The organism is Nocardia sp. NPDC049220 (assembly GCF_040647855.1).
Classification (GTDB): Bacteria; Actinomycetota; Actinomycetes; order Mycobacteriales; family Mycobacteriaceae; genus Nocardia.
The window spans coordinates 33166-54644 of record NZ_JBEZDA010000007.1 but is presented as its reverse complement, the minus strand read 5'-3'; the positions used below and the strand labels follow the sequence as shown (position 1 = coordinate 54644).

Annotated in this window: 17 protein-coding genes; 9 read left to right on the top strand and 8 right to left on the bottom strand. The window is 66.6% G+C overall.

Annotated elements, in window-relative coordinates; translation table 11 throughout:
• Nucleotides 1-60: 60 nt before the first annotated feature.
• The 6 genes from AB0C34_RS18445 to AB0C34_RS18420 form a co-directional block, all read right to left on the bottom strand.
• Nucleotides 61-363, bottom strand: coding sequence for a WXG100 family type VII secretion target (locus AB0C34_RS18445; RefSeq protein WP_357073939.1), 303 nt, complete (start codon nucleotides 361-363; stop codon nucleotides 61-63).
• Between the two features lie 36 nt (nucleotides 364-399).
• A complete protein-coding gene (locus tag AB0C34_RS18440; RefSeq protein ID WP_357073936.1) occupies nucleotides 400-717 on the bottom strand; it encodes a WXG100 family type VII secretion target in 318 nt (105 codons plus the stop codon).
• 429 nt (nucleotides 718-1146) lie between these two features.
• Entirely contained in the window at nucleotides 1147-2670 is a 1524-nt protein-coding gene (locus AB0C34_RS18435) for a serine/threonine-protein kinase (RefSeq protein ID WP_357073933.1), read from the bottom strand.
• A 112-nt stretch (nucleotides 2671-2782) separates the two neighbouring features.
• On the bottom strand, nucleotides 2783-4012 hold the full coding sequence (locus tag AB0C34_RS18430; RefSeq protein ID WP_357073930.1) for a hypothetical protein: 1230 nt from the start codon (nucleotides 4010-4012) through the stop codon (nucleotides 2783-2785).
• Nucleotides 4009-5220 carry a hypothetical protein gene (locus AB0C34_RS18425; protein WP_357073927.1) on the bottom strand — a complete coding sequence of 404 codons (1212 nt, stop codon included), beginning with the start codon at nucleotides 5218-5220 and terminating at the stop codon, nucleotides 4009-4011. Before AB0C34_RS18425 ends, AB0C34_RS18430 begins: the two co-directional genes overlap by 4 nt.
• A gap of 95 nt (nucleotides 5221-5315) precedes the next feature.
• Entirely contained in the window at nucleotides 5316-6518 is a 1203-nt protein-coding gene (locus AB0C34_RS18420) for a hypothetical protein (protein ID WP_357073924.1), read from the bottom strand.
• Between the two features lie 146 nt (nucleotides 6519-6664).
• Here AB0C34_RS18420 and AB0C34_RS18415 point away from each other — a divergent pair, with 146 nt between their 5' ends.
• Entirely contained in the window at nucleotides 6665-8044 is a 1380-nt protein-coding gene (locus AB0C34_RS18415; protein WP_357073921.1) for an FHA domain-containing protein, read from the top strand.
• Nucleotides 8045-8086: 42 nt separating this feature from the next.
• Here AB0C34_RS18415 and AB0C34_RS18410 read toward each other — a convergent pair whose 3' ends face one another.
• Nucleotides 8087-9526 (bottom strand): metallopeptidase, encoded by a 1440-nt coding sequence (locus tag AB0C34_RS18410; protein ID WP_357073918.1) that lies wholly within the window; start codon nucleotides 9524-9526, stop codon nucleotides 8087-8089.
• A 108-nt stretch (nucleotides 9527-9634) separates the two neighbouring features.
• On the opposite strand from AB0C34_RS18410, the gene AB0C34_RS18405 reads away from it, so the two are divergent.
• The 8 genes from AB0C34_RS18405 to AB0C34_RS18370 all read left to right on the top strand — a co-directional run bounded on the left by AB0C34_RS18405 (nucleotide 9635) and on the right by AB0C34_RS18370 (nucleotide 19642).
• Nucleotides 9635-12115: an ATP-binding cassette domain-containing protein gene (locus tag AB0C34_RS18405; RefSeq protein ID WP_357073915.1), complete on the top strand. Its 2481-nt coding sequence runs from the start codon at nucleotides 9635-9637 to the stop codon at nucleotides 12113-12115.
• The gene (locus tag AB0C34_RS18400; RefSeq protein ID WP_357073912.1) at nucleotides 12112-12237 is read left to right on the top strand and encodes a hypothetical protein; all 126 of its coding nucleotides are present in this window, start codon (nucleotides 12112-12114) and stop codon (nucleotides 12235-12237) included. Before AB0C34_RS18405 ends, AB0C34_RS18400 begins: the two co-directional genes overlap by 4 nt.
• Nucleotides 12228-14009 carry a hypothetical protein gene (locus tag AB0C34_RS18395; protein ID WP_357073909.1) on the top strand — a complete coding sequence of 594 codons (1782 nt, stop codon included), beginning with the start codon at nucleotides 12228-12230 and terminating at the stop codon, nucleotides 14007-14009. The genes AB0C34_RS18400 and AB0C34_RS18395 overlap by 10 nt, the downstream gene beginning before the upstream one ends.
• Nucleotides 14010-14185: 176 nt before the next feature.
• Nucleotides 14186-14629 (top strand): 50S ribosomal protein L13, encoded by a 444-nt coding sequence (rplM, locus tag AB0C34_RS18390; protein WP_357073906.1) that lies wholly within the window; start codon nucleotides 14186-14188, stop codon nucleotides 14627-14629.
• On the top strand, nucleotides 14626-15135 hold the full coding sequence (gene rpsI, locus AB0C34_RS18385; protein ID WP_357073903.1) for a 30S ribosomal protein S9: 510 nt from the start codon (nucleotides 14626-14628) through the stop codon (nucleotides 15133-15135). Before rplM ends, rpsI begins: the two co-directional genes overlap by 4 nt.
• A 204-nt stretch (nucleotides 15136-15339) precedes the next feature.
• Entirely contained in the window at nucleotides 15340-16716 is a 1377-nt protein-coding gene (gene glmM, locus AB0C34_RS18380; RefSeq protein WP_357073900.1) for a phosphoglucosamine mutase, read from the top strand.
• Nucleotides 16717-17540: 824 nt separating this feature from the next.
• Complete coding sequence (locus AB0C34_RS18375; protein ID WP_357073897.1) at nucleotides 17541-18794, top strand: MFS transporter; 1254 nt, start codon at nucleotides 17541-17543, stop codon at nucleotides 18792-18794.
• Complete coding sequence (locus AB0C34_RS18370) at nucleotides 18791-19642, top strand: methyltransferase domain-containing protein (RefSeq protein ID WP_357073894.1); 852 nt, start codon at nucleotides 18791-18793, stop codon at nucleotides 19640-19642. The genes AB0C34_RS18375 and AB0C34_RS18370 overlap by 4 nt, the downstream gene beginning before the upstream one ends.
• Nucleotides 19643-19762: 120 nt before the next feature.
• On the opposite strand, the gene AB0C34_RS18365 is transcribed toward AB0C34_RS18370, so the two are convergent.
• Nucleotides 19763-21418: an ABC-F family ATP-binding cassette domain-containing protein gene (locus tag AB0C34_RS18365; RefSeq protein ID WP_357073891.1), complete on the bottom strand. Its 1656-nt coding sequence runs from the start codon at nucleotides 21416-21418 to the stop codon at nucleotides 19763-19765.
• Between the last annotated feature and the right edge of the window lie 61 nt (nucleotides 21419-21479).

Genomic DNA, 21479 nt, shown 5'->3' with positions numbered 1-21479 from the left:
GCTCATGACACAGTTCGAGCCCCCGGCGTGCCGGGGGCTCGAATCAGCCGAGACGGGATCTCAGAAGAGGCCCGCCAACGCGGTGTCGGTGCCCTGTAGATCGGAGTTGCCAGTGCTGACCAGCTTGCCGGCACTTTCGAGCGTGGTGTTCAACTGCGTGACCTGGGTGTTCCACTGTGACTGCAGTGAGGCGAACGCGTCGTTCGCATCGCCCTTCCAGTAGTTCGTCACGAAGTCGGTGACCTGCTTGTGGAAGTCTTCGAGCATGGTCATGACGCTGCGTGCCTCGGCCACGATGGCCTGGGCGCCCGCGTCGACTTCACCGAAGTTCGAGGCAATCCGGCCTGGATCGTTCGCTACCATGGGGAGCTCCTTGTTGTCGGTGGTGCGGCTATCAGATCAGGGCAGGTCCAGGCTGGAGGCCTGCGCGGCAACCTGCTGGGCGAACTGCTGATCCTGATCCGAGAACTTCCGTCCAGCATGGGCGAGCTTGTCCGAGGTCTGATCGAGCTGGTCGTTCAACTTTCGCGCCTGGGCGAAGTAGTTGTCCATGAACGTGTCGAACGCCTGACGCGCCGCACCGCTCCATGTTGCGGTGGTCTGATCCGACTTACTGTTCAGCGTGGTGATCGCAGCCTGCAGGTCCTGATGACGCTGTCGGCAATTGTTCACAAACTTCGTGATGGCCTCGTCGCTCGCCTCGAGCTGTCCTGCCATTTCGGCTCCTTTCGGTTCCCGTCTCGGCCAACGGCAGAAGTCTCAGTTGGCCTGTACATCTGGTTGGACGCGGTACGGGTCTGATCGGTTCCATCCGATTCGAGAAGTTCGGCATCTCCCCACGGATCAGGCCCCTGCGCCCTTCGCCCGGCTTGCCCATGGCTTCGGCGGCCACCCTGGGGCCTGCACGGAATTTCACGGTGCGGTCGGGTCTGCGTGACTAGCGATGCCAGCGCTCGGCTCCCCTCCTTCCCCCTGCTCGCTGGTGTGATGATCGGCGAGTGGGCTGGCTGCGGTACACCTTACCGAACCGCTATGTCCGCCGCTACCAGCAGATTGCCGTGCTGTGGAGCCGAAAGTCGTTGCGCGGTGGGCCGAGAACCCATCGATTCGCTCGTCGGCGAGCGTGGTGCCACCGCGCGCAACGGGTTACTTCACTCGATTGCGCAGCACGGGCACCAGCCGGTCGAGCAGCGTCTGTTCGGAGTACTGGTTCCAATTCCGGAGCGCGGCGACCGCCGCCGGATCGTCCAGGGGGATCACCGTGGCGCGGGTGCCCGCGACCTGATACGGCAGACCGAGCAGACCACCACCGCCCGCGTTTTCGTCACTGCGGACGGCGAGTACGTAGCTGTCCGGCGTTACCTGCAGCGAGTCGGTACCCGCCATTTCCCGAGGGGATGGCTGGTCCCCCTGCCGGGCGTAGCTGAAGTTGTAGACGAAACCGATGTCTTCCAAGAACTTGGTTTGTGCGGTGCCGCCGAGAAAGATCGAAACGCGTCTGCCGCGCGTGACATCCACCATCGTGATGGTCTTGCCGCGGAATACCGGGTTGTTCGCGCGTGCCTGTTCCAGCGGCGGTAGGGAATTCGGCGCGATCGTGCTGGTCGTCGTGGCGACGGTCGCCGCAGGCTCGTCGCGGTTCAGCGCCCACGCGCCGATGCCGGCGGCGAGGGCGGCAACCAGGATGCCGACGCCCGCCGCGAGGACACTGCGTTTGCGGCCGGATCGTGCGAGTGACCCCGCGTCGGTGACCCGAGATTTGGTGGTGAGTCGTGGGTCGATGACGTGAATCGGCGAGCTCGGCGAGGTATAGGCGCGGGCCGGGTTGTCTCCGGCGGTGAGGGCGTTCGCGGCCGCGTCGGTGAATTCCCGGCAGCTGCCGAAGCGTTCGGCGGGATTCTTCGCCATGGCGCGTGCGAAGACGTGATCGATGGCGCGGGGTAGGCCGGGATCGACCGCTGTCGCCATGGGCGGCGGTTCGTGTAGATGCCCCATCATCACCAAGGCGGGCTGCGTGCCAGGGTAGGGGTTTCGGCCGGTGAGAAGTTTGAACAACGAGCAAGCCAGGCTGTAGATGTCCGCGCGGTGGTCCAGCGGGCTGCCGGTGAGCTGCTCGGGTGGAGCGTAGGCGATGGTGGCGACGAAGCTACCCGCCTGGGTGAGTTCGGTGGTGTCGTCGGTGGATTTGGCCACGCCGAAATCGGTGAGCAGTACGCGTTCTTCGTCATCGCCGGCGGAGGAGGAGAGCAGGAAGTTGGCCGGTTTGACATCCCGGTGCAGCAGTCCCTTGCGATGCGCGTAATCGAGGCCCTTGCCGACCTCGGACGTGATTCGCAGGGCGCGAGCCGGATTCATCGCCTGGGGGTCACGGGCCAGTTCGGCGGCGGCGTCGGTCCCGTCGACGTACTGCATGGCGATCCACAGTCGGCCCTGTTCTTCGCCACGGTTGTACACCGACACGAGATTCGGATGGTCCAGGCCGGCAGCGAGATTGGCTTCACGCTCGAAACGGGTCCGGAACTCGTGATCGTGGCTCAGTTCGCCGCCGAGTACCTTCAGCGCGTCCGTCCGGGGCAGGCTGGGATGTTCGGCCAGATACACCGTGCCCATGCCACCCGCGCCGAGCACCCGCAGGACGCGGTATCCGCCGACGATGGTCCCCGGGCTCATCGCCATATTTCCACGGTCTCCTGACTCGACGCCCGACGCCGCTTTCGGCACACGGCGGCTTTCTTCACGCAGCAGCATACTGGACTGTTCAGATGGCGGCGGAAGGGTGGCATTATCGACTGTTCGCGAAAACCGAATACTGTGCGGCTGCTCGCTGCTGAGCGTCGAGCAACTGATCTGCGACGACAAAGGCGACGTATTGTTGATAGGGCACGATGCAGGTGAATCGCTTGGTGTCGAAATATCTGGCTTTATTCTCCACACAGGTCGCGTCGGTCAGCCCGGGCGGCGGGTCGGCGGCACCGGACGCGGGGGTAGGGGTAACGCGCTGCTCGGCGACCGATCGTGCTGCCTCCGGACCTGGCGTGCGGATCACCAACGTGCTGTCGGAGACCGCGAATTTTTCGGCGTTCATGGCAGTGAAACGCTTCTTCGCGTACTCGCGGTCCGGCGCGTATTGCAGAATTCCGCGAAGACTGAACAACGCGTGCCGGTTGTCGTAGCTCGGGGATTTGGTCTTATTCGGGTTCAGGGCTCGGCTGAGTAGGTGGTCGGAGTCCCACGGCAGTCGCAGCATCGCTTCCTCGGACAGCGGCGCCAGCTGATCGAGGAGGGGGAGTTGGGTGTCATAGGCTCGCTCCGCCAACGTGACCAGGGCGTCGCGATCGGGACCGACAGTGGAAACGAGGAAGGCGGCCACGTAGGAGCCGTGTGGGAGGACAGCTCGCAGGAACGGGGAGCCGGGGCGCCAATGCGCACGTGCGTCAGGGTATTTGGGCAGGGTGACGGGCTCGTTCTTGTCCCGGTATGTCCCGAAGTCGGTGTCGTGGAACTCGGTCGCGGCCTGGCGTGCGCGGGTCGCATCCGGGAATTGCATGATGAGCGTGCTCACCGTTGTCGAGTTGGATTGCTGTTTGGTCGGCCAGTCGGCGTCGGCCACGGTGATGTTCTGATCGGAGCCGTTGGACTCGAAACCGTACATCATCCGGTTGCGTTCGGCGATCGGCTTCATGTCCGTAATGCGTCCGAGTTGTTCGGGCAGAATTCCGGTCGTAATAGTCGATGACGACCGGCCGTATTTCATTGCCGGATCGATGTCATAGGCGGTGGCAACATAATCGGCCAACCGCATTGCGGCAACCTTGGGCATGTCGATGAAAAGCGGCTGATAGTCGTCGTCGTGCGCATCGGGCGGCTCGGTGGGGTAATTGCCGGTATCGAGATTTCTGATGTCGATCTCACCGGGCTGTGCGGTTCCGGACTTCGTCGAGCCGCACGCGGCGAGAAGCACGGTCGACAGCACGCATGCCAGTGCGGTCGCGGCAGTGCGGAATGATTTCATCCGGCATTCACCAACAATGCGTACTGCGCGGAGATTCGTTGCTGGGCGTCGAGCAGTTGAGGTGACCAGGAGAATGCCGCATAGCGATCGTAGGACACCGAGCAGTAGAAGCGGATGACGATCGACTGACTGCCGATGTATTCCTTGCATTTGGCCGTGGGCAGGCCTTTCGGCGATTCGGCACTCCGGAATTTCTTGCTCAGACTGCCGCGCTCCTCGCGCAGCTTCCTGGCCGCGGCCCGATCGCGTGCGCGATACAGATTGGTGCCGTCGGTCGCGTACCGGTCGACCCCCGCTTCCTCGATCGCGCGCTGGTCGGCGACCGGGTCCGACGCGAAGTGCACCGCGGTGTGACCGGTGTAGGCGCCGGGCGGATCGATCCAGGAGTCCTCCCGTGGTCGTGGAAGGGTGCGGTCGAGCATGCCGTCCATATCGATCGACAACGTCATCAGTTGGTCCGCCGGTGTCGGGCTGAACCCGTCGACGGAGCGGACGACGGTGTCGAGGCTCTTGGTTACCAGAGCGAGGAGCTCGGAAAGGTCGACCTGCTGCAGGAAGACCTTGGGGTAGTCGTAGATCCAGGTGAAGACGACGAATTTCCCGGTGGCGAACCAGGATCCGATCGACTGCTCGTGTGGCTGCCAATGTGCGTGCGCCGCAGGATAGTTCGGAATCCGAACGGCGACGTTGCGCGGGTTGACCTCGTAGTCGACGTGTTCCAGGGCGGCCGCGGCGGCGGCCGCTCTCTGCTCGTCCGGGAATATCATGACCGCGTTGATCAGATCCTTGCCACGGTTGTTCGGCTCCGTGCTGCCACTGCTGAGGAATCCCGCGACGAAATCCGGTGCGGCCTCGGCGAAGCGGGAATCATCCGTGATCCGCCCGAGTGCGGCCCGCGTGTCGATGAAGACCTTCGAGGTCCGGGGATCGCCGTAAACGAACGCCGGATCGATATCCGATGCCGTGGGAACGAAGTTTCCCAACCGTTCCGCCTCGATCATCCGCGCCTGTTCGGGATTCTTCACGGTGCCGAGCGCACGCGGCTTCGTCGAGTAATTGCCTGGATCGAGCAGGCCGAGATCGACGGCGGGATCCATGGGCGCCTCGCGCCCGCCCTCGGCGCTGTCGCACCCGCCGACGGCGATCGCCACAACGGCCGAAAGGATCAGGGCACACACGGTTCGGACCGGTATAGCGGCGCGCTGCACGTCCCTCCCCTTACTGCGATCGTTGCGGCGATCCTACTGGACCCGGCCAGGCGTGACGAGGGTGCGCGGTCGGTGGCTTCCGCCGGCAGCCGCGGTCAGAGACTGTTCGCCAACAGCGCATACTCCGCGGCGACCTTCTGCCGCACGTCTGTTTCCTTATCACTGGTGACGACACCGACATACCGTTTGTAGGCGACATAGCAGCGGTACCGGTATTCCCGTTGCGGGTTGCCCTTGCTGTTGAGCTGGAGGCACTTGGCGCCGGGGACGTCCTTGGGCGCACCGAGCGCGTCGTAATGCGCGTCCTCGTTGTTCAGCAAGCCGGTGACCAGTTTCTGGGCGGCGGCCGCGTCGCGAGTGCGAGCGACATAGCTGTCGTCGACGACGGCGGTGTGGTCGACGCCCGCGTCCTCGATCAGGCGTAGATGCACGGACTCGTCGTCGGCGCGGTGGACCGTGTGGCCGGCGCCGTAGACGGCGAAGGTCGCCGGGGCCGGGGCGCGGCTCTTACGGTCGGCGACGACGCGCGCGAGCAGACCGTCCGGGTCGACCTTCAGGGCGCTGAGCTGGTCCGTCGGCGTCGGGGTGAACTTGCCCAGCTGCGCGACCTGCGCGACGAGGGTCTTGTCGACCCAACTGACCAGGTCGGCGCCGTCGGCCTTTGGCCGTTGGATGAACAAGGAGATGACGAACTCCTTATAGGCCATGAAGGCGCCGACGGAGGGAACCCCTGGGCGCCAATGCAAGTGGGCATCGGGATAGCGGGTCGAGAAGAGTGCGCGGTTGTCCGGTGACACGGCGATGTCCACGTCCTCGAGTTCGCGGGCGGCGAGTTTCGCGGTGGCCTCGTCCGGGAAACGGAATACCACGTCGGTGATCGCGGTCGCGTCGGGCGACGGGTTGGTTTTGCCCACGGGGTCGGGACGGTCGGCGCCACTCGCGGCGTAACCGACCACCAGCTTGCGGTTCTCGAAGACCGGTTTGGAGATCTTGGCGACGAAATCGAGCGCCTGCTGGGCATCGGCAACCACAGTGCTGCCGCGACCGACCTTCATGGATGGATCGATGCGCACGGTCGGGGCCACCGCGTCGGACATCCGCATGCCTTCGAGGAGGGCGCCTCGGCCGCCGGAGTCCTGGTTGTAGTGGTGTCGGTCAACGTGATAAGCGCCGACTTCCAGCGTCCGCACATCGATTTCGCCCGCGGTCGGCGTCCCCGGCGCGCCCGCGCAACCGGCCAGCAGGCCCGTCCAGAGCAGGCACGACACGGTGAGTGCGATGCGTGTGGTCCGAACCATGTCAGGCCCCTCGTTCCTCCCGATACCGACACTGAAGTTACCGGACGGACGTTGGGTACGCCGGACCGATGGAGTTCGTAGTGCAATACCCTTGTCTGTGTGGCGATGACCCCGCAATGTGCCCTCGGTGGAGGCCGATACCGTTGATGGATCGGCAGGTTGAGGTTGTCGAGGGTGGTCATGCCGTAGCCGGACTCCCGGGTGCGGTCATTGTTGTCGCGCATCGCGGACCGGGTCGGCCGGCCCAGGATTCCCCCGCCCTCGTCGCCCTCGAGTCACTGGCCGAACTGGTACGTGAGGCAATCGCACAGAAGCCGGAGGGTCCAGGCGCCACAGTGGCCAGGCAGGCGACGCGGTGGCTGATGAAACACGCCGAGCAGATCAGCCCTGGCGAGCCGATCGATTTCGGCATCCTCTGCACCGCGGAGAACGGGGGCGTGGCGATCTTCTTGCACGGCGCGGTCACCGCGGTGCTGGCCGACGACACCGAGGTCGCGCGGTATCGCGGCAGCACAGCGGCATTCACGGTCGACCGGGTCGCGGAGGTTCCCGCGCGAGCGGCGGCCCTGTTCGTCGACGACGCGCGGGGGCGTATCCCGAACCTGCCGCCGGAGCGCGGCATCGGCCGGCTGGTCGAGGGCATCGCACCGGCAGGCGGCGCCATCGTCTGGTTCGACGCCGCGCGCACTCGACCGCCCGCGACCGGCCGCGCGTCCGGCCCCGGGGAGACGCCTCGACGCACCGAGATGCCGCCGCTGCCGACGGCGCGCATCGAGCGCAAGTCATCCGCTGAGTCCGATACCGGACAGTTGCTCGACTCCCGGCGCACACCGGAACCCCGGGAACCATCCGGACCAGCGCCGGGACCCGAACCGCCACCGCCGCACCCGTCGGCGGCGTCGACGGCGATGCTCGATGCCGAGGCTGAACAGCAGGCGATCGATCCGCGCCACGCGCCGACCCAGTTACGCGGCACCAACCCCGCTCCGCAGCCCGACCCGGATCTGCAGCGCCGTCTGGAGGCGACCGCGCGGGCCACCGCGCTCACCGTTCGAGTACTGGGATTCAAGTGCGCGCGAGCGCATCCCAGTGACCCGCGCGCCGCGTTCTGCACGGTGTGCGGAATGCCCGTCGACCAGACGCAACCGCTGATCGAGGTGGTCCGCCCACCGCTTGGCATGCTGATCCTCGACGACGGAACGAGCTACCTGCTGGCCGCGGATGCGGTGCTCGGCCGTGATCCGGAGCATTCCGCGGCCGCCGAGAGCGGACTCGTCCCGCTACGAGTCGACGACGCCTCTGGTGGAATGTCCCGTGCGCACGCCGAGATCCGGCTCGTGAACTGGGACGTCTCCGTAGTGGATCGTGGCTCGACCAATGGCACCCGCACCCGGCTGCCCGGCTACCGCGACTGGATACGCCTGGCCCCGCACCAGTCCATGGCGCTGATTCCCGGCACCGAGATCATGCTCGGCAACCGTGTGCTGCGCTTCGAACACTCGGCCCCGCCACCGTTCGGCCGCTGAACGCGTCGAGTCGGGAGGATTCATTGCTGGGCGGCCGAAACCCTATGAGTAGCGGGCCATGCAGGTGTTCTGTCCGCCGAGCACGCCGGCGCGGAACGCGTCGACCCGGGCGAAACCGCTCGGCACGGTCTTGCCCTCCACGTCGCTGGCGGCAAGTCCGTCGGTGAGCAGGCCGGAGACCGCCTCGTCCAGATCGCCGGCAGCGAGCTTGATGTCGCCCTCGGTCACGGGTCGTCCGGTCTGCGCCAACTTTCCAGTGACCACTCCGGACAGGCACGCGGCGCGCAATCCGGCCTTCGGGCCGACGAGTTGCTGTTTGTGACTGTGTTGGACCGCGAGGGTGTATCGGGAGATGAACACCACATAGCCGTTGTAGTCGCCGGTCACCTTCACCGGCAGCGGGTCATCCGGGTCGATGTTCACCGTGCCACGCTGGGCCAGTTCCGGAATATCGGTGGCGACGACATTCTTTACCGCGCAATACGACACGGGTTCGGTCGCCACACCGCCGCGGCACTCGATGTTCGCCCCGTTGTAGTCGTAGGTGGGTTCCTCGGGGATGGGCAAAATCGCGGCCAGCGCCTTGCTGAGTTCGACCAGATTGTCCTCGGTGATCTCATACTCGCCCGACTCTCCGTCGAAGCTGGTCGGCAGAGTGCCACGGCGTTGGTTGATCTCGTCGATATCGATGCCCTTGCAGGCGCGCGGCCCGTCGGTGAAACCGACCTGGACCGCGGTGACCCGTTCGAAGGCCGAGCCGTGCACACTGTCCGGATCGTCAGGGTCGGAGTCGCGGATGGCGACGGTGGCGGCCAGTACCGAGTTCAGCCCGTCGGAGGTGTTGATCGTGAAATGCCGCGCTTTGCCCTCGGCGACGTGACGCATGAACGCGCCCGCGAAGCAGTCGGCCTGCTGTTCCTTGACGATGACCGGGTCCTTGGCTCCGACGATCTTGGCCATGGTCTGTACCGCGTGCCCGTACTCGTGCGCGAGCACCATGACCACGGCCATCTTGCCGAAGGTCTCCGCCATGGTGGGAAGCAGCACGGAGCGATCCCAGCCGATCGAGTTGTCCAGTCGGCAGAAGGCCGCGTTCACCAGGTGATAGGTGGTCTCTTTACAGAATTCGACGGCGTCGCTGCGCGGGGACTTCGCGCTCCACGACAGCAACCTGTCGACCGGCTTGAACTCCCCCTGGAATTCCTTGCCGAATTCCCCCCGCCAGTAGGTCTGGATATCGTCGACGGCGTTGAGCGCCAGCGTGTCCACGGGGCTACCGTCGCCGTTCGTCGCGGTGAGGGTGCTGTCGGGGACGTCGTCGCGCGGTCCGCTCGGCCCGCTGGTGGTCGGCAACCCGGCGACCTTGAACGGGTCGTCGTAGATGGAGACGGCCCTGCCGTCTTCGAACCGGGTGCAACCTCCGACCAGCACCAGAACGCTCAGCAGCGCTGTAACAAGCGCGGTCGGTGTGAATGTCGGCAAGGCTCCCCCTTGTCGGCCGGTATCGCGTGCACGTCGTTCACCGGATCGGGGGTGAACGGCGCGTCGGGGGCACCGCCGATGTCCGGATGATGGAATAGTATCCGCTGCATGTCTTCACCGGGGGCGCAGACCATCACCGTGCGCCATGATGGGAACGAACGAGTTTTCGATTCGAGCCAGAAGGTCACCATGGGCCGGGCGCCGGAGGTGACGCTGTTCGTCGACAGTCCGCTCGTCTCCCGGATCCATGCGACGCTCACCTGGCAGGGCATCGCCTGGGTGTTGTCCGACAATGAGAGCACCAACGGTGTTTTCGTCGATGCGCGCAAACTGACGCAACCGGTATCGATCGATCGCCCGACGCAGGTACGTCTCGGTGACGCGATCAGCGGCCCGCTGCTGCATCTACTACCCGCGAATCCGCAGCCCCCGCAACGGCCCGCGGTACGGCCGCCGCACGCTCCGCCCCAGGCTCCGCCGCCGAGTCAACAGCGGCCGGCGCACCAGTTCCAGCGCCCACAGTATCCGCCGTCCCAGGCGGCGCCCGCGCAACCGCTGAACCTCAACCTGACGACCAGAGCCGACACGTCGAATGTGCCGCCGGTCCGGGCCAGGGCGTCCACCGCGCCCGCCGCCCGCGCCGACCGCATTCCTCCGAGCGGTCTCGCGATCGGCCGCACCACCGACAATCAGATCGTCGTCAATGATCCGCTGGCCTCCCGCAAGCACGCCCGCCTGGTCGCCGCCGCCGAGGGGCTCGCGATCGAGGACCTCGGATCGGCGAACGGCACCTTCGTCAACGGGCATCGGCAACAGCGAGCGGTGCTGCGCGAGCGCGACATCATCACCATCGGCAATGTCGACTTCGTCGTCCAACAGGGCGCGCTGGTGCATCGGCAGAAACCGGTCGCCGAGCAGGGCCTGGCGGTGCACGGCGTCGGGTTCACCGTCGAAGGCAACAAGCAGTTGCTCGTCGACGTGAACATGTCGGCGAGCCGGGGGACGTTGACCGCGTTGATCGGTCCATCCGGCGCCGGTAAGTCGACGCTGTCACGCCTGATCGCGGGCACCACCCAGCCCTCGGGCGGCGTGGTCACCTTCGAGGGCCGCAATCTGCACGCCGAATACGAGGCACTGCGCTCCCGGATCGGCATGGTGCCGCAAGACGACGTGCTGCACCGTCAACTCACCGTGCGCCAGGCGCTCGGCTACGCGGCCGAGTTGCGGCTGCCCCGCGACAACAGCAAGGACGACCGCCAGAAGGTGATCGACGGTGTGCTGAAGGAACTTTCGCTCACCGAGCACGCCGACACCAGGGTCGACCGGCTCTCCGGCGGACAGCGCAAACGAGCCTCGGTGGCGCTGGAACTGCTGACCGGTCCTTCGCTGCTCATTCTGGACGAGCCGACCTCTGGTCTGGACCCGGCGCTGGACCGGCAGGTCATGGTGATGCTGCGCGAGCTGGCCGACGCCGGCCGCGTGGTGATCGTGGTCACCCATTCGGTGGCGCATCTGGACATGTGCGATCAGGTGCTGCTGCTCGCGCCGGGCGGGAAGACCGCCTACTGCGGCAACCCGGCCGGGGTCGGCGCCGCGCTCGGCACCAGCGATTGGGCGCAGATCTTCGCCGATGTCGCGGCGAATCCGGACCAGGCATTCGCCGCGTATCGCTCCCGGCAGGCATTCGAGCCGCCGCCTGCGCCACCACTACAGCCGTACGGGTCGGGGGGCAGTCCGCCGCAGTCCAGTGCGGGCAAGCAATTCTCGACGTTGGCCCGCAGACAGGTCAGGTTGATTCACGCCGACCGTGGTTATCTCGCGTTTCTGGTGCTCTTGCCGTTCATCCTCGGTGGGCTCTCGCTGGTGGTGCCCGGTAAGAACGGCTTTCAGCGGGGTGCGTTGAAGGCGCTACCCGACGGCACCTTCGTGCCCAATGGCGGTGGCGAAACTCAGCAGTTGCTGGTGGTGCTGATCCTCGGCGCCTGCTTTATGGGCTCCACGTTGACGGTGCGCGACCTGGTCGGCGAACGGACGATCTTCTATCGGGAACGCGCGGTGGGTCTGCTGCCCTCGGCGTATCTGATGGCGAAGATCGCGGTGTTCAGTGGTACCGCGCTGCTGCAATCGGCGGTGCTGGTGGGGATTGTGCTCGCGGGCAAGAAGCCCCCGGGGAAAGGGGCGGTGCTCGCGTCCGGCAGCGCGGAACTGTACATCGACATCGCATTGACGGCGGTTTGCTGTGTGGTTGTCGGCCTGTTGCTCTCCGCGCTGGCCAAGTCGAACGAGCAGGTGATGCCGTTGCTGGTGGTGGCCATCATGTGCCAGCTGGTGATGGCGGGCGGCCTGATCCCGGTCACCGGCCGCGTGGTACTCGAACAGGTGTCGTGGTTGTTCCCGGCCCGCTGGGGTTATGCGTCCGGTGCGTCGACGGTCAACATCCGCGAGGTGTTCCTCAGTGCACAGCCGGACACGCTCTGGCAGCACAAGTCGGGAATCTGGACACTGGATGTCGTGCTGCTGTTGGTGATTACGCTGATGCTGGCGATGGTGACGTGGAGCCGGTTGCGACTGAAGAAGTCGGCCGCGTGACGCTCCCGCAACGGTCACCGGTCGAGCCGCCGCCCGCCGCGGTGCCGGAAAACGCCGACGACCGGGGGCTGACCACGACGACGAGCATGTCGGTCGCGAACCGGGCAGACTTATGGCTGTGACGGTGCGAGTAGGGGCAGTACATCTCGGCTGGGATGTGGTGTCCGTGGCTGCGGGCGGCGGGGGCACCCCCATTCGTCCGGTGCAGGTAGAAGGTGTGTGGACGCCGCCCGCGTATTTGCTGGCCGATTCGTCGGGCCGGTTGCACACGGCAGGTGTGGAGCGGAACCGACCGGATCTGGGGATGGCGATCGCCGACGTGCGCGACATTCTCGGGCATCCGCAGATCGTGGTGGCCGGCGCGACGTGGCCCGCCGAATTGGTGTTCCGCGCGCGGATGTACAACCCGCTCGCGGCGATCGGTAAGCATCTGCGCGGTAAGCCAGACCTGGTGGCGCTGCCCTATCCGGACAGCTGGCCGGATGAGAAGGTCGAGGTCTACGCCGCGCTGGTGGAACAACTCGATGTCATGGTCGAGCCGCTGCCGGAGAGCGTCGCGCTGTCGGGTTATGTGCGCGCGCTCGGGTTGGTGCGCCCACCGAATCAGGCCAGGCCGCACGGTATCGGTGCGACGGCCGTGTATTCCGACGGCCGGACCGTGCTGGTGGTCGCGGTGCACGGCGACGACGAGCAGCCGACCGAGTCGGTCGACGTCCCGGTCGACGCGGACGCCATGCGCGATGCCCGGTCCGCCGACAATGTGGTGATCGAGGTGATGGCCGCGGCCCGCTCGATCGGCGCGGACACCTCGACGGTTCTGCTCTCGGGCAATGTGTGCTTCAACGACGCGTTGCGTTTGGCCTTCCAGAATCATCTCGGACACCGGCTGCAGGTGGCCGACCACCCGATGCACGCGCTCACGCTCGGCGCTGCGCACCTGCTGGTGACCGACAACGAGTCGGGCGAGCCGGAGTCGTCGGGCAGGCACGCCGAACCGCCGCCCGGTCCCCGCGTTCCGGTGGACACCGACCGGCCGCAGGCCGGATACGACGCGGGGCAGCGTCCGCCCGAGGCCGGCGCACCGCGGCCGGAGACACGGCAGCAGCAACCACCGGATATCGCACAGCAGCAGCAGTCGCCCGGGCCGATCCCTGGTGTCCAGTACGGCCCGGGATATCCCACCCAGAGCGAGGACGCGACCACTCGGGACGTCCGCGACGAGGTGCCGCGCGGACTTCCACCCAACCTGGCCGAGCTGGGCAGCCGCTTCACTCGCCCGCCGAGCCACCATCCGGACGATGCACAGTCCGCTGCGCCCGGGCATCCATACGGCGACCTGGTGGTCCCGCCGGCGGGACCGCTCCCCGGTGGCCCGGTGCCGCCGCTCGGCCCACGGCCCTCGTACCAGGTTCCGCCCGAGCAGCAAGCGACGTACTACGCCGCGCGAGAACAACGCCACGGACAGTGGCCCGCGCCGGGAGCGGAGTCCGCCGACGAAGAGGACGGGCATCGCAAAGGCAAACTCTGGAACAAGATGAAGGGCCCCTTGTTCGGGGCCAATACCGTGGTCGGCGCGATGGCATTGGCCGTGATCGCGCTCCCGTCCGGCGGCGATCGGGTCGAACTCGCCGTCGAGGCTGGCGGTCAGGGGAGTTCGGTCACCGTGGCCCACCGAGCGGCGCGGGACGCGGCGGGGCCGGATGCTTGTTCGCTGACCTCGTACGCCATCGACCAGCCGAAGTCGGGAATCGCCAGCACCGGGGTCGATCGATCGGGCACGCGGGGCGACCGGAGCGGCGGCGCGGAGTGCGGGCGGCCCGGCATCGACACGCTGCGCTACCGGGTGCCGGGGCCGCCCGGCGCCATCGACCAAGGGCCGCCGTTCGAGATCTGACGCGATTTCTTCCGCCCGGTCCGCGCTGGTAAGGTGGCTCGTTGGCGTGTGGAACGCCCGGTTGATTCCTGGTGGATCGGTCCGGTCGTCCATCGAGTCCTGGGTCTCCACCGGCCGCCGGGAACACCTCGACCGCATGCTCGGCTGGCAACACCGACTACAGACAGGGAAGCACTGTGCCTACGTACAGCCCCAAGGCGGGTGACGTGACCCGTCAGTGGTACGTCATCGACGCCACTGACGTAGTGCTCGGCCGTCTCGCCGTCCAGGCAGCGAATCTGCTGCGTGGCAAGACGAAGCCGACCTACGCCCCGCACGTCGACGGTGGCGATTTCGTCATCATCGTCAACGCCGACAAGATTGCCATCAGTGGCAACAAGCGGCAGGACAAGCTGATTCACCACCACTCCGGACACCCGGGCGGCCTCAAGTCGCGCACTGTCGGGCAGGTGTTGGAGTCGCGCCCCGATCGGCTGGTCGAGAAGGCGATCAAGGGCATGATCCCGAAGAACAAGCTGGGCAACGCGATCGCGGGCAAGCTGAAGGTCTACGCGGGCCCGACGCATCCGCACGCCGCTCAGCAGCCCATTCCGTTCGAGATCAAGCAGGTGGCACAGTGACCGCTCCCGAGGAATTCAACGAGGACTACGTCGAGGAATTCGACGCCGCCGAGGTCGTCGAGGACGGCGCGGGCTACGTGGAGGCCGAGGTGTCGGCGTCCTTCGCTCCGATCGTGATCGACCGTCCGGTGCAGACCGTTGGCCGCCGCAAGGAGGCCGTCGTCCGCGTGCGACTGCTCCCCGGCTCGGGCAACTTCGTGCTCAACGGCCGCTCCATCGAGGACTACTTCCCGAACAAGGTGCACCAGCAGCTCGTCAAGTCGCCGCTGGTGACCGTCGAGCGCACCGAGTCCTTCGACGTGCACGCCCGCCTGGTTGGCGGCGGCCCGTCCGGCCAGGCCGGCGCCCTGCGTCTGGCCATCGCTCGCGCGCTGATCGAGGTCACTCCGGAGGACCGTCCCGCGCTCAAGCGCGCCGGCTTCCTGACCCGTGACCCGCGTGCCACCGAGCGGAAGAAGTACGGTCTGAAGAAGGCGCGCAAGGCGCCGCAGTACTCGAAGCGCTGATTGTGGCGGCATCGACTTTGCGTGTCCGGCACCTCCACGGTGTGGGATACGGTGGAGTCGATGTGGCAGCTGTCCGAGAGCAGGCTCCCCGCGAACGGCTGGGCGCCTGCTCTCGAGCTGTATGACCTTGCGGCGTTCTCGTACCCAGGCTGCCTCCTTCGGGCCCGTCGCTCACGCTGCAGATCCACCGATGAGGGGCGAGGTATGGGACGGTTGTTCGGCACCGACGGAGTGCGCGGGCTTGCCAATGAGTCGCTGAGTCCGGAGCTCGCACTGCGCGTTTCGGGCGCGGCCGCGCAGATCCTGAGCCGCGGCAAGAAGCGCGCGCTCGCGGTGGTCGGCCGTGATCCGCGGGCCAGCGGCGAGATGCTGGAGGCAGCCGTGACGGCGGGGCTGACCGCCGCGGGAGTGGACGTGCTTTCGCTGGGAGTGTTGCCGACGCCTGCTGTCGCCTATCTCACCGGTCTCTATGACGCGTGTCTCGGCGTGATGATCTCCGCCTCGCACAACCCCATGCCGGACAACGGCATCAAAATCTTCGCCGCCGGTGGGCACAAACTCGACGACGCGGTCGAAGACCGGATCGAGGCACTGGTCGCCGCGGACACACCGTTACGGCCGACCGGCGCGGGCATCGGGCGAGTGCGCAACGCCGCCGGCGCGCGCGACCACGGGCTGGCCATCCCGGACCAGTACAGCCTCGCGGGCACACACGAACGCTACGTCGAGCACTTGGTCGAGGCAGCCGGCCGCGATCTGTCCGGTCTGACGGTGGTGGTCGACTGTGCGCACGGTGCCGCCGCGGAGGTCGGTCCCGCCGCGTACCGCGAGGCGGGGGCGACGGTGATCGCCATCAACGCCGAGCCGGACGGGCTGAACATCAACGACGGCTGCGGCTCGACCCACCTCGACCAGGTCCGTGCGGCCGTGCGCGAGCACGGCGCCGATCTCGGGCTCGCGCACGACGGTGATGCCGACCGCTGTCTGGCTGTCGACGCCGAAGGCGCCGTGGTCGACGGCGACGCGATCCTGGCGATTCTGGCGCTGGCCATGCACGAAGAAGGCGAACTGGCGGACAACACTCTGGTCGCCACGGTGATGAGCAACCTCGGCCTGCACATCGCCATGCGTGCGGCCGGCATCGCCGTGCGCACCACCGCGGTCGGTGACCGCTACGTGCTCGAGGAGTTGCGCAGCGGAGGGTACACACTGGGCGGCGAGCAGTCGGGGCATGTGGTCTTCCCGCGCTTCGGCACCACCGGCGACGGAATCCTGACCGGCCTACGTCTGATGGCCCGAATGGCACAGACCGGGCGCACCCTGGCCGATCTCGCCGGTGTGCTGCACACCGTGCCGCAGGTACTGGTGAACGTGCCGGTCAGCGACAAATCCCTGGTCGCGACCGCGCCCGTGGTACGGGACGCGGTCCTGGCCGCGGAACGGATTCTCGGCGACTCCGGTCGAGTCCTGTTGCGGCCGAGTGGCACCGAGGAACTGGTACGGGTGATGGTGGAGGCGACCGACCCGGCGCAGGCGCGACAGCTGGCGGACGATCTCGCCAAACGAGTCGCGTCGGTGTGATCCGGGTGTGGCGCGGCCGCGGGCTCGCGTGCGAGCGACCGCCGGTGGCGAACCGCTCGCTTCTTATGAAGCTCGACGTCGATGGAGCTTCGCGCGTTAGGCACAGGCTTGAAGTGACTGCATGACAGGAATTCTCGGCGCCGGCTCGGGGTAGTCGCTCGTAAATAATTGCTGTGCACCACTTCCCATAGTGTCAGGGCGCCGCGCTCGCTGGCGCCGGTGCTGTGGATGTCGGTGTAGATACGCCGGCTGCGCCAGCGCTGATCTGGGCGCTCCCACGAATCGTGCTGGCGCTGTTGTAAATTTCCGATTTTCGCCTGTATGCGGTGAACGCGAGCGTACTGGTCCAGAGGGTCGAGTGATCTCGATGCTGATGATGCAGACAGCCATGGGTGGGAAGGCCGTCAATCCCTTTCTCGCCGAGTCGGTTACATACTTGGCGATTCAAGGATGCAGCATCGGGAGAGGAGGTGCGATATGACCCGCAAGGACATCATTTGGGACTGATCCCAGTCGAGTTGACAGCGGGGTCGGCACGCAGCTTCGGCGTAGCCGACCCTGCTCATGAAGTGCATTGCGGAGCCCTGGCCGAAATCCCGGTGCCGATGGCTCAGAAGGTCATGAGTGTTATGAATCCCTCTCCGTCGAGTGCGTTACATACTTGACGCTCGGATTGCCACCTGTTCAGGTTGCAGCCCCGGAGAGGAGGTGTGTTATGACCCGCAAGGACATCGCTTGGACTGATCGCAGTTGAGTTGACAGAGGGTCGGCACGCAGCTTTCCGCGGAGCCGGCCCTGCTCATGAAGCGCGTTGCGGAGAATGGATGAGTCGTTCGTCGGCGGAGGGGCAACGGCCGGCAGGCTATTGGGATCTGTTGGTCCTGGTGGAGTATCGAGCGGTTCTCACAGCAAGCGCGCTCTCCTGGGCCGGGGATTACCTGTGCAAGGCCGCAGTGGCGCTGCAGGTCTTCGATCGCACCGGTTCTGTGCTGGCCTCGGCGTCTGCCTTCGCCGTGGGATATCTGCCGTGGCTCACCGCGGGGCCTTTATTCGCGGCAGTGGCCGAGCGGTATCCCACACGCTCGGTGATGATCTCCTGTGATTTTGTCAGAGCGGTGCTCATCGGGCTGATCGCGATCCCCGGCGTGCCGGTGTCGGTCCTGCTGGTGTTGCTGTTCACCAGTGGTCTGCTTGCTCCGCCGTTCGAGGCGGCCCGTTCCGCGCTACTCCCGCATCTGTTGACTGGCGATCGGTATCCCGTCGGCATGGCCCTCAATAACACAGTCTTCCACCTGGCCCAGGTCCTTGGGTATGCCGCCGGCGGAGTGATCGCCGGTTACAGCTCGCACACCGCGCTGTTGTTGAACGCCGGCACCTTCGTCGCTTCGGCGTTCCTGCTGCGCCGTTATGTCGAACTCCGACCAGCGGCACTCGCGGCCACCCGCCGCAGCGGCCTATGGTCGGAGACTCGGCAAGGGTACGTCCTCGTCTTCGGCGATCCGGTGATGCGGGCCATCGCGTTCATCGTTTTCGCAACGGTCACCTTCGTGGTGGTTCCGGAGGGCCTGGCCGCGGCCTGGGCATCCGAGATCGATGGCGGAGGCGCGACCCAGGGGCTCATCATGGTCGCGAACCCGGTCGGCTTCGCCATCGGCGGCCTGATACCAACCCGGCTGGCGCGGTTGCGGACCCGACTTGTCCGTCCGCTGGCGGTCTTGGCTCCCCTCACTCTGGTCCCTGCGCTGCTCGACCCGCCACTCACCGGCATTCTGGCTCTGGTCACCGCCTCCGGAGTGGTCATGTCACTGCTGCTGCCCGCCGCGCAGACCCTGTTCAGGACCGTGCTTCCGGACGAATATCGGGCCAGGGCCTTTGGCGTCATGAACAGCGGCATCCAGATCGCCCAGGGCGCCGCGATCCTGGCCACCGGCGCTGCGAGCGAACCTTTCCCCACCGCGATGGTCATCGGGACATGGTGCGCCACCGGGGTTCTCGTGATGCTCCTCGTCTCGTCCCAGTCGTTCACCCGCCCCGAACCATCGGCTCTTTCACCCGATTCGACAGAGAGAACACCATGAACGATGCTTCCACCGTCGCCTTCGGCGACCTCGCAGACGACCAGCCGGGTGACCAAACGACCGAGGGAGATCCTCAGCAGGGGCAGGCGGCGCTATTCGGTCCGCGGATCGGTGATGCGATCGGCGACATGCTGCGCGATGGCTACCAGGCAGCACTGGAGCCGAGCGGTACCCAGGTCTTCCATATCGCCGAACGCAGCGATGGGATGGTGAAGCCGGTACCCGTCGCACCATGGCTCGCGCCGATCGACCAATGGCTGGACGGCGAACGCCGCGCACTGGACTTGCTCCGGGGCAGAATTCTGGACGTCGGCGCAGGCGGTGGACGGGGCGCACGCGCCTTGCTCGATCGGGGTCACGACGTCACCGCACTCGACATCTCACCGGGCGCGCTCGAAGTGTGCCGGCGGCAAGGGGTGCGTTCGTGCCTTCTCGGCACGGTCGACGAGCATGCCGCGAATGCGGAACGGTACGACAGCTTCCTGCTCCTGGGCGCGAATCTCGGTTTGCTGGAAAGCCGGGAACGGGCTCCGGAGTTCCTGCGCGCATTGGCCGCGCTGGCCGCACCCGGCGCCGTCATCGTTGGCCAAGGCCACAACATGACCGACTCCACCGATCCTGCGCATCTGCGCTACAACGAACAAAATCTCCGGGCGGGCCGCATAGCCGGACAGCGCACCATGCGGGTCCGATATCGCGAGGTCGCGACGCCCTGGTTCCACTACCTCTGCCTGTCGCCCGCCGAACTCGCCGAACTCGCCATCGGAACCGGATGGGATCTGACCGACATCACCTATTTCGAGAATTCGACGGCCCACTACCTCGCGACCCTCCGCCGAAGCAGATGATCCGGCTCCGCACCGACGACCATGACACGGACACGGTTGCGCGGGTAGCCCTCCTGCGCGCGTCGGTGGTGGCACGCCATGCGGCGTTCGTTCTGGAGTTGTCGACTCGAACCGGTGTGATCAGAGCGTCTCGGTGAGGGCGCCCGATTCCATGTGCCAACGGCGGGTCGCGCGCACCGTGTCGAGCATGCGGCGGTCGTGGGTGACCAGCAGGAGTGTGCCGGCGAAGGATTCGACGGCCTGCTCCAGTTGCTCGATGGCGGGGAGGTCGAGGTGGTTGGTCGGTTCGTCGAGGACGAGCAGGTTGACGCCACGGGCCTGCAGCAGGGCCAGGGCGGCACGGGTGCGTTCGCCGGGGGAGAGCGTGTCGCAGGGGCGCAGCACGTGGGTGCCGCGTAGGCCGAACTTCGCCAGCAGCGTGCGAACCTCGGCATCCGGCCAGTCCGGTAATTCGGCGCCGAAGGTGTCGGCCAGCGCGATGGTCCCACGGAACAGGTCGCGCGCTTGGTCGACCGCACCGATCGCGACGCCGGAGCCGAGGCTTGCGGTCCCGCCGTCCGGTGGGATCCTGCCGAGCAGTAGGGCGAGCAGCGTGGACTTGCCGGAGCCGTTCGCACCGGTCAGCACGATGCGATCGGCCCAGTCGATCTGGGTGGTGATCGGGCCTAGGGAGAAATCACCGCGGGTGACGGTCGCGGACGACAGCGTGGCCACCACCGAGCCGCTGCGTGCGGCGGTGGCGATGCTCATCCGCAGATCCCACTCCTTACGCGGTTCCTCCACCACCTCCAGTCGCTCGATGCGGCGCTGCGTCTGCCTGGCCTTCGCCGCCTGTTTCTCGGTGGATTCGGCGCGCATCTTGCGGCCCGCCTTGTCGGAGTCCATTTTTCGCGGGTCGCGCGCCTTGCGGCGGGCGGTGCGGACACCGTGCTCGAGCCAGTTGCGCTGCATGTGTGCGCGGGCTTCCAGTCCTGCCTTGGTGTCCGCGTAGTCTTCGTAGACTTCGCGCGCGTGCTGACGGGCGATCGCTCGCTCGGCCAGGTACGACTCGTAGCCACCGTCGTACAGGCCGACCTGCTGCTGCGCGAGGTCGAGTTCGACGATTCGATTCACCGTACGGGCCAAAAACTCGCGGTCGTGGCTGATCACCACCAACGGAACCCGAACGCCGGTGACGAACTGCTCCAGCCGGGCGAGGCCGTCCAGATCGAGATCGTTGGTCGGCTCGTCCAGCAGCAGAATGTCGAAGCGCGACAGCAGCACCGACGCCAATCCGGCACGCGCGGCTTGGCCGCCGGACAGGCCGGTCATGAGCGTGTCGAGACCGTTGGGCAGACTGTCGGCCAAGCCGAGATCGGCCGCCACCTCGTGGGCGCGCTGGTCCAGGTCCGCGCCACCCAGCGCTAGCCAGAGTTCGAGTGCCGGAGAGTACTCGTCGGCGCCGCCGTCGGCGAGGCATTCGGCGGCGGCGTCCATGGTCTGCTGTGCGGCGGTGACTCCCGTTCGGCGGCCGAGAAATTCGAGCACGCTCTCGCCGGGTACCCGCTCCGGTTCCTGCGCCAAATAGCCCACCGTGGCGTCCGGCGGGCTCAGCGTGATGCTGCCCGTCGACGTGCGCCGGTCGGCGAGCATGCGCAGCAGCGTTGATTTGCCCGCGCCGTTCACGCCGACCAGGCCGATCACGTCACCCGGCGCGAGGGTGAGATCGAGGTCGGCGAACAGCGTGCGTTCGCCGTGCCCCGCGGACAGCCCGCGGGCATGCAGAGTGGTGCTCACCAGGACGAGTCTGCCGTGCTCGGGGTTGAACCCTGAGGTCGGGCCCCACGGAAATCAGGGT

Excerpts from the sequence above, each read along its gene's own strand:
- AB0C34_RS18445 (WP_357073939.1), bottom strand. The coding sequence starts at position 363 with ATGGTAGCGAACGATCCAGGCCGGATTGCCTCGAACTTCGGTGAAGTC.
- AB0C34_RS18440 (WP_357073936.1), bottom strand. The coding sequence starts at position 717 with ATGGCAGGACAGCTCGAGGCGAGCGACGAGGCCATCACGAAGTTTGTG.
- AB0C34_RS18435 (WP_357073933.1), bottom strand. The coding sequence starts at position 2,670 with ATGAGCCCGGGGACCATCGTCGGCGGATACCGCGTCCTGCGGGTGCTC.
- AB0C34_RS18430 (WP_357073930.1), bottom strand. The coding sequence starts at position 4,012 with ATGAAATCATTCCGCACTGCCGCGACCGCACTGGCATGCGTGCTGTCG.
- AB0C34_RS18420 (WP_357073924.1), bottom strand. The coding sequence starts at position 6,518 with ATGGTTCGGACCACACGCATCGCACTCACCGTGTCGTGCCTGCTCTGG.
- AB0C34_RS18415 (WP_357073921.1), top strand. The coding sequence starts at position 6,665 with ATGGATCGGCAGGTTGAGGTTGTCGAGGGTGGTCATGCCGTAGCCGGA.
- AB0C34_RS18405 (WP_357073915.1), top strand. The coding sequence starts at position 9,635 with ATGTCTTCACCGGGGGCGCAGACCATCACCGTGCGCCATGATGGGAAC.
- AB0C34_RS18395 (WP_357073909.1), top strand. The coding sequence starts at position 12,228 with ATGGCTGTGACGGTGCGAGTAGGGGCAGTACATCTCGGCTGGGATGTG.
- glmM (WP_357073900.1), top strand. The coding sequence starts at position 15,340 with ATGGGACGGTTGTTCGGCACCGACGGAGTGCGCGGGCTTGCCAATGAG.
- AB0C34_RS18375 (WP_357073897.1), top strand. The coding sequence starts at position 17,541 with ATGAGTCGTTCGTCGGCGGAGGGGCAACGGCCGGCAGGCTATTGGGAT.
- AB0C34_RS18370 (WP_357073894.1), top strand. The coding sequence starts at position 18,791 with ATGAACGATGCTTCCACCGTCGCCTTCGGCGACCTCGCAGACGACCAG.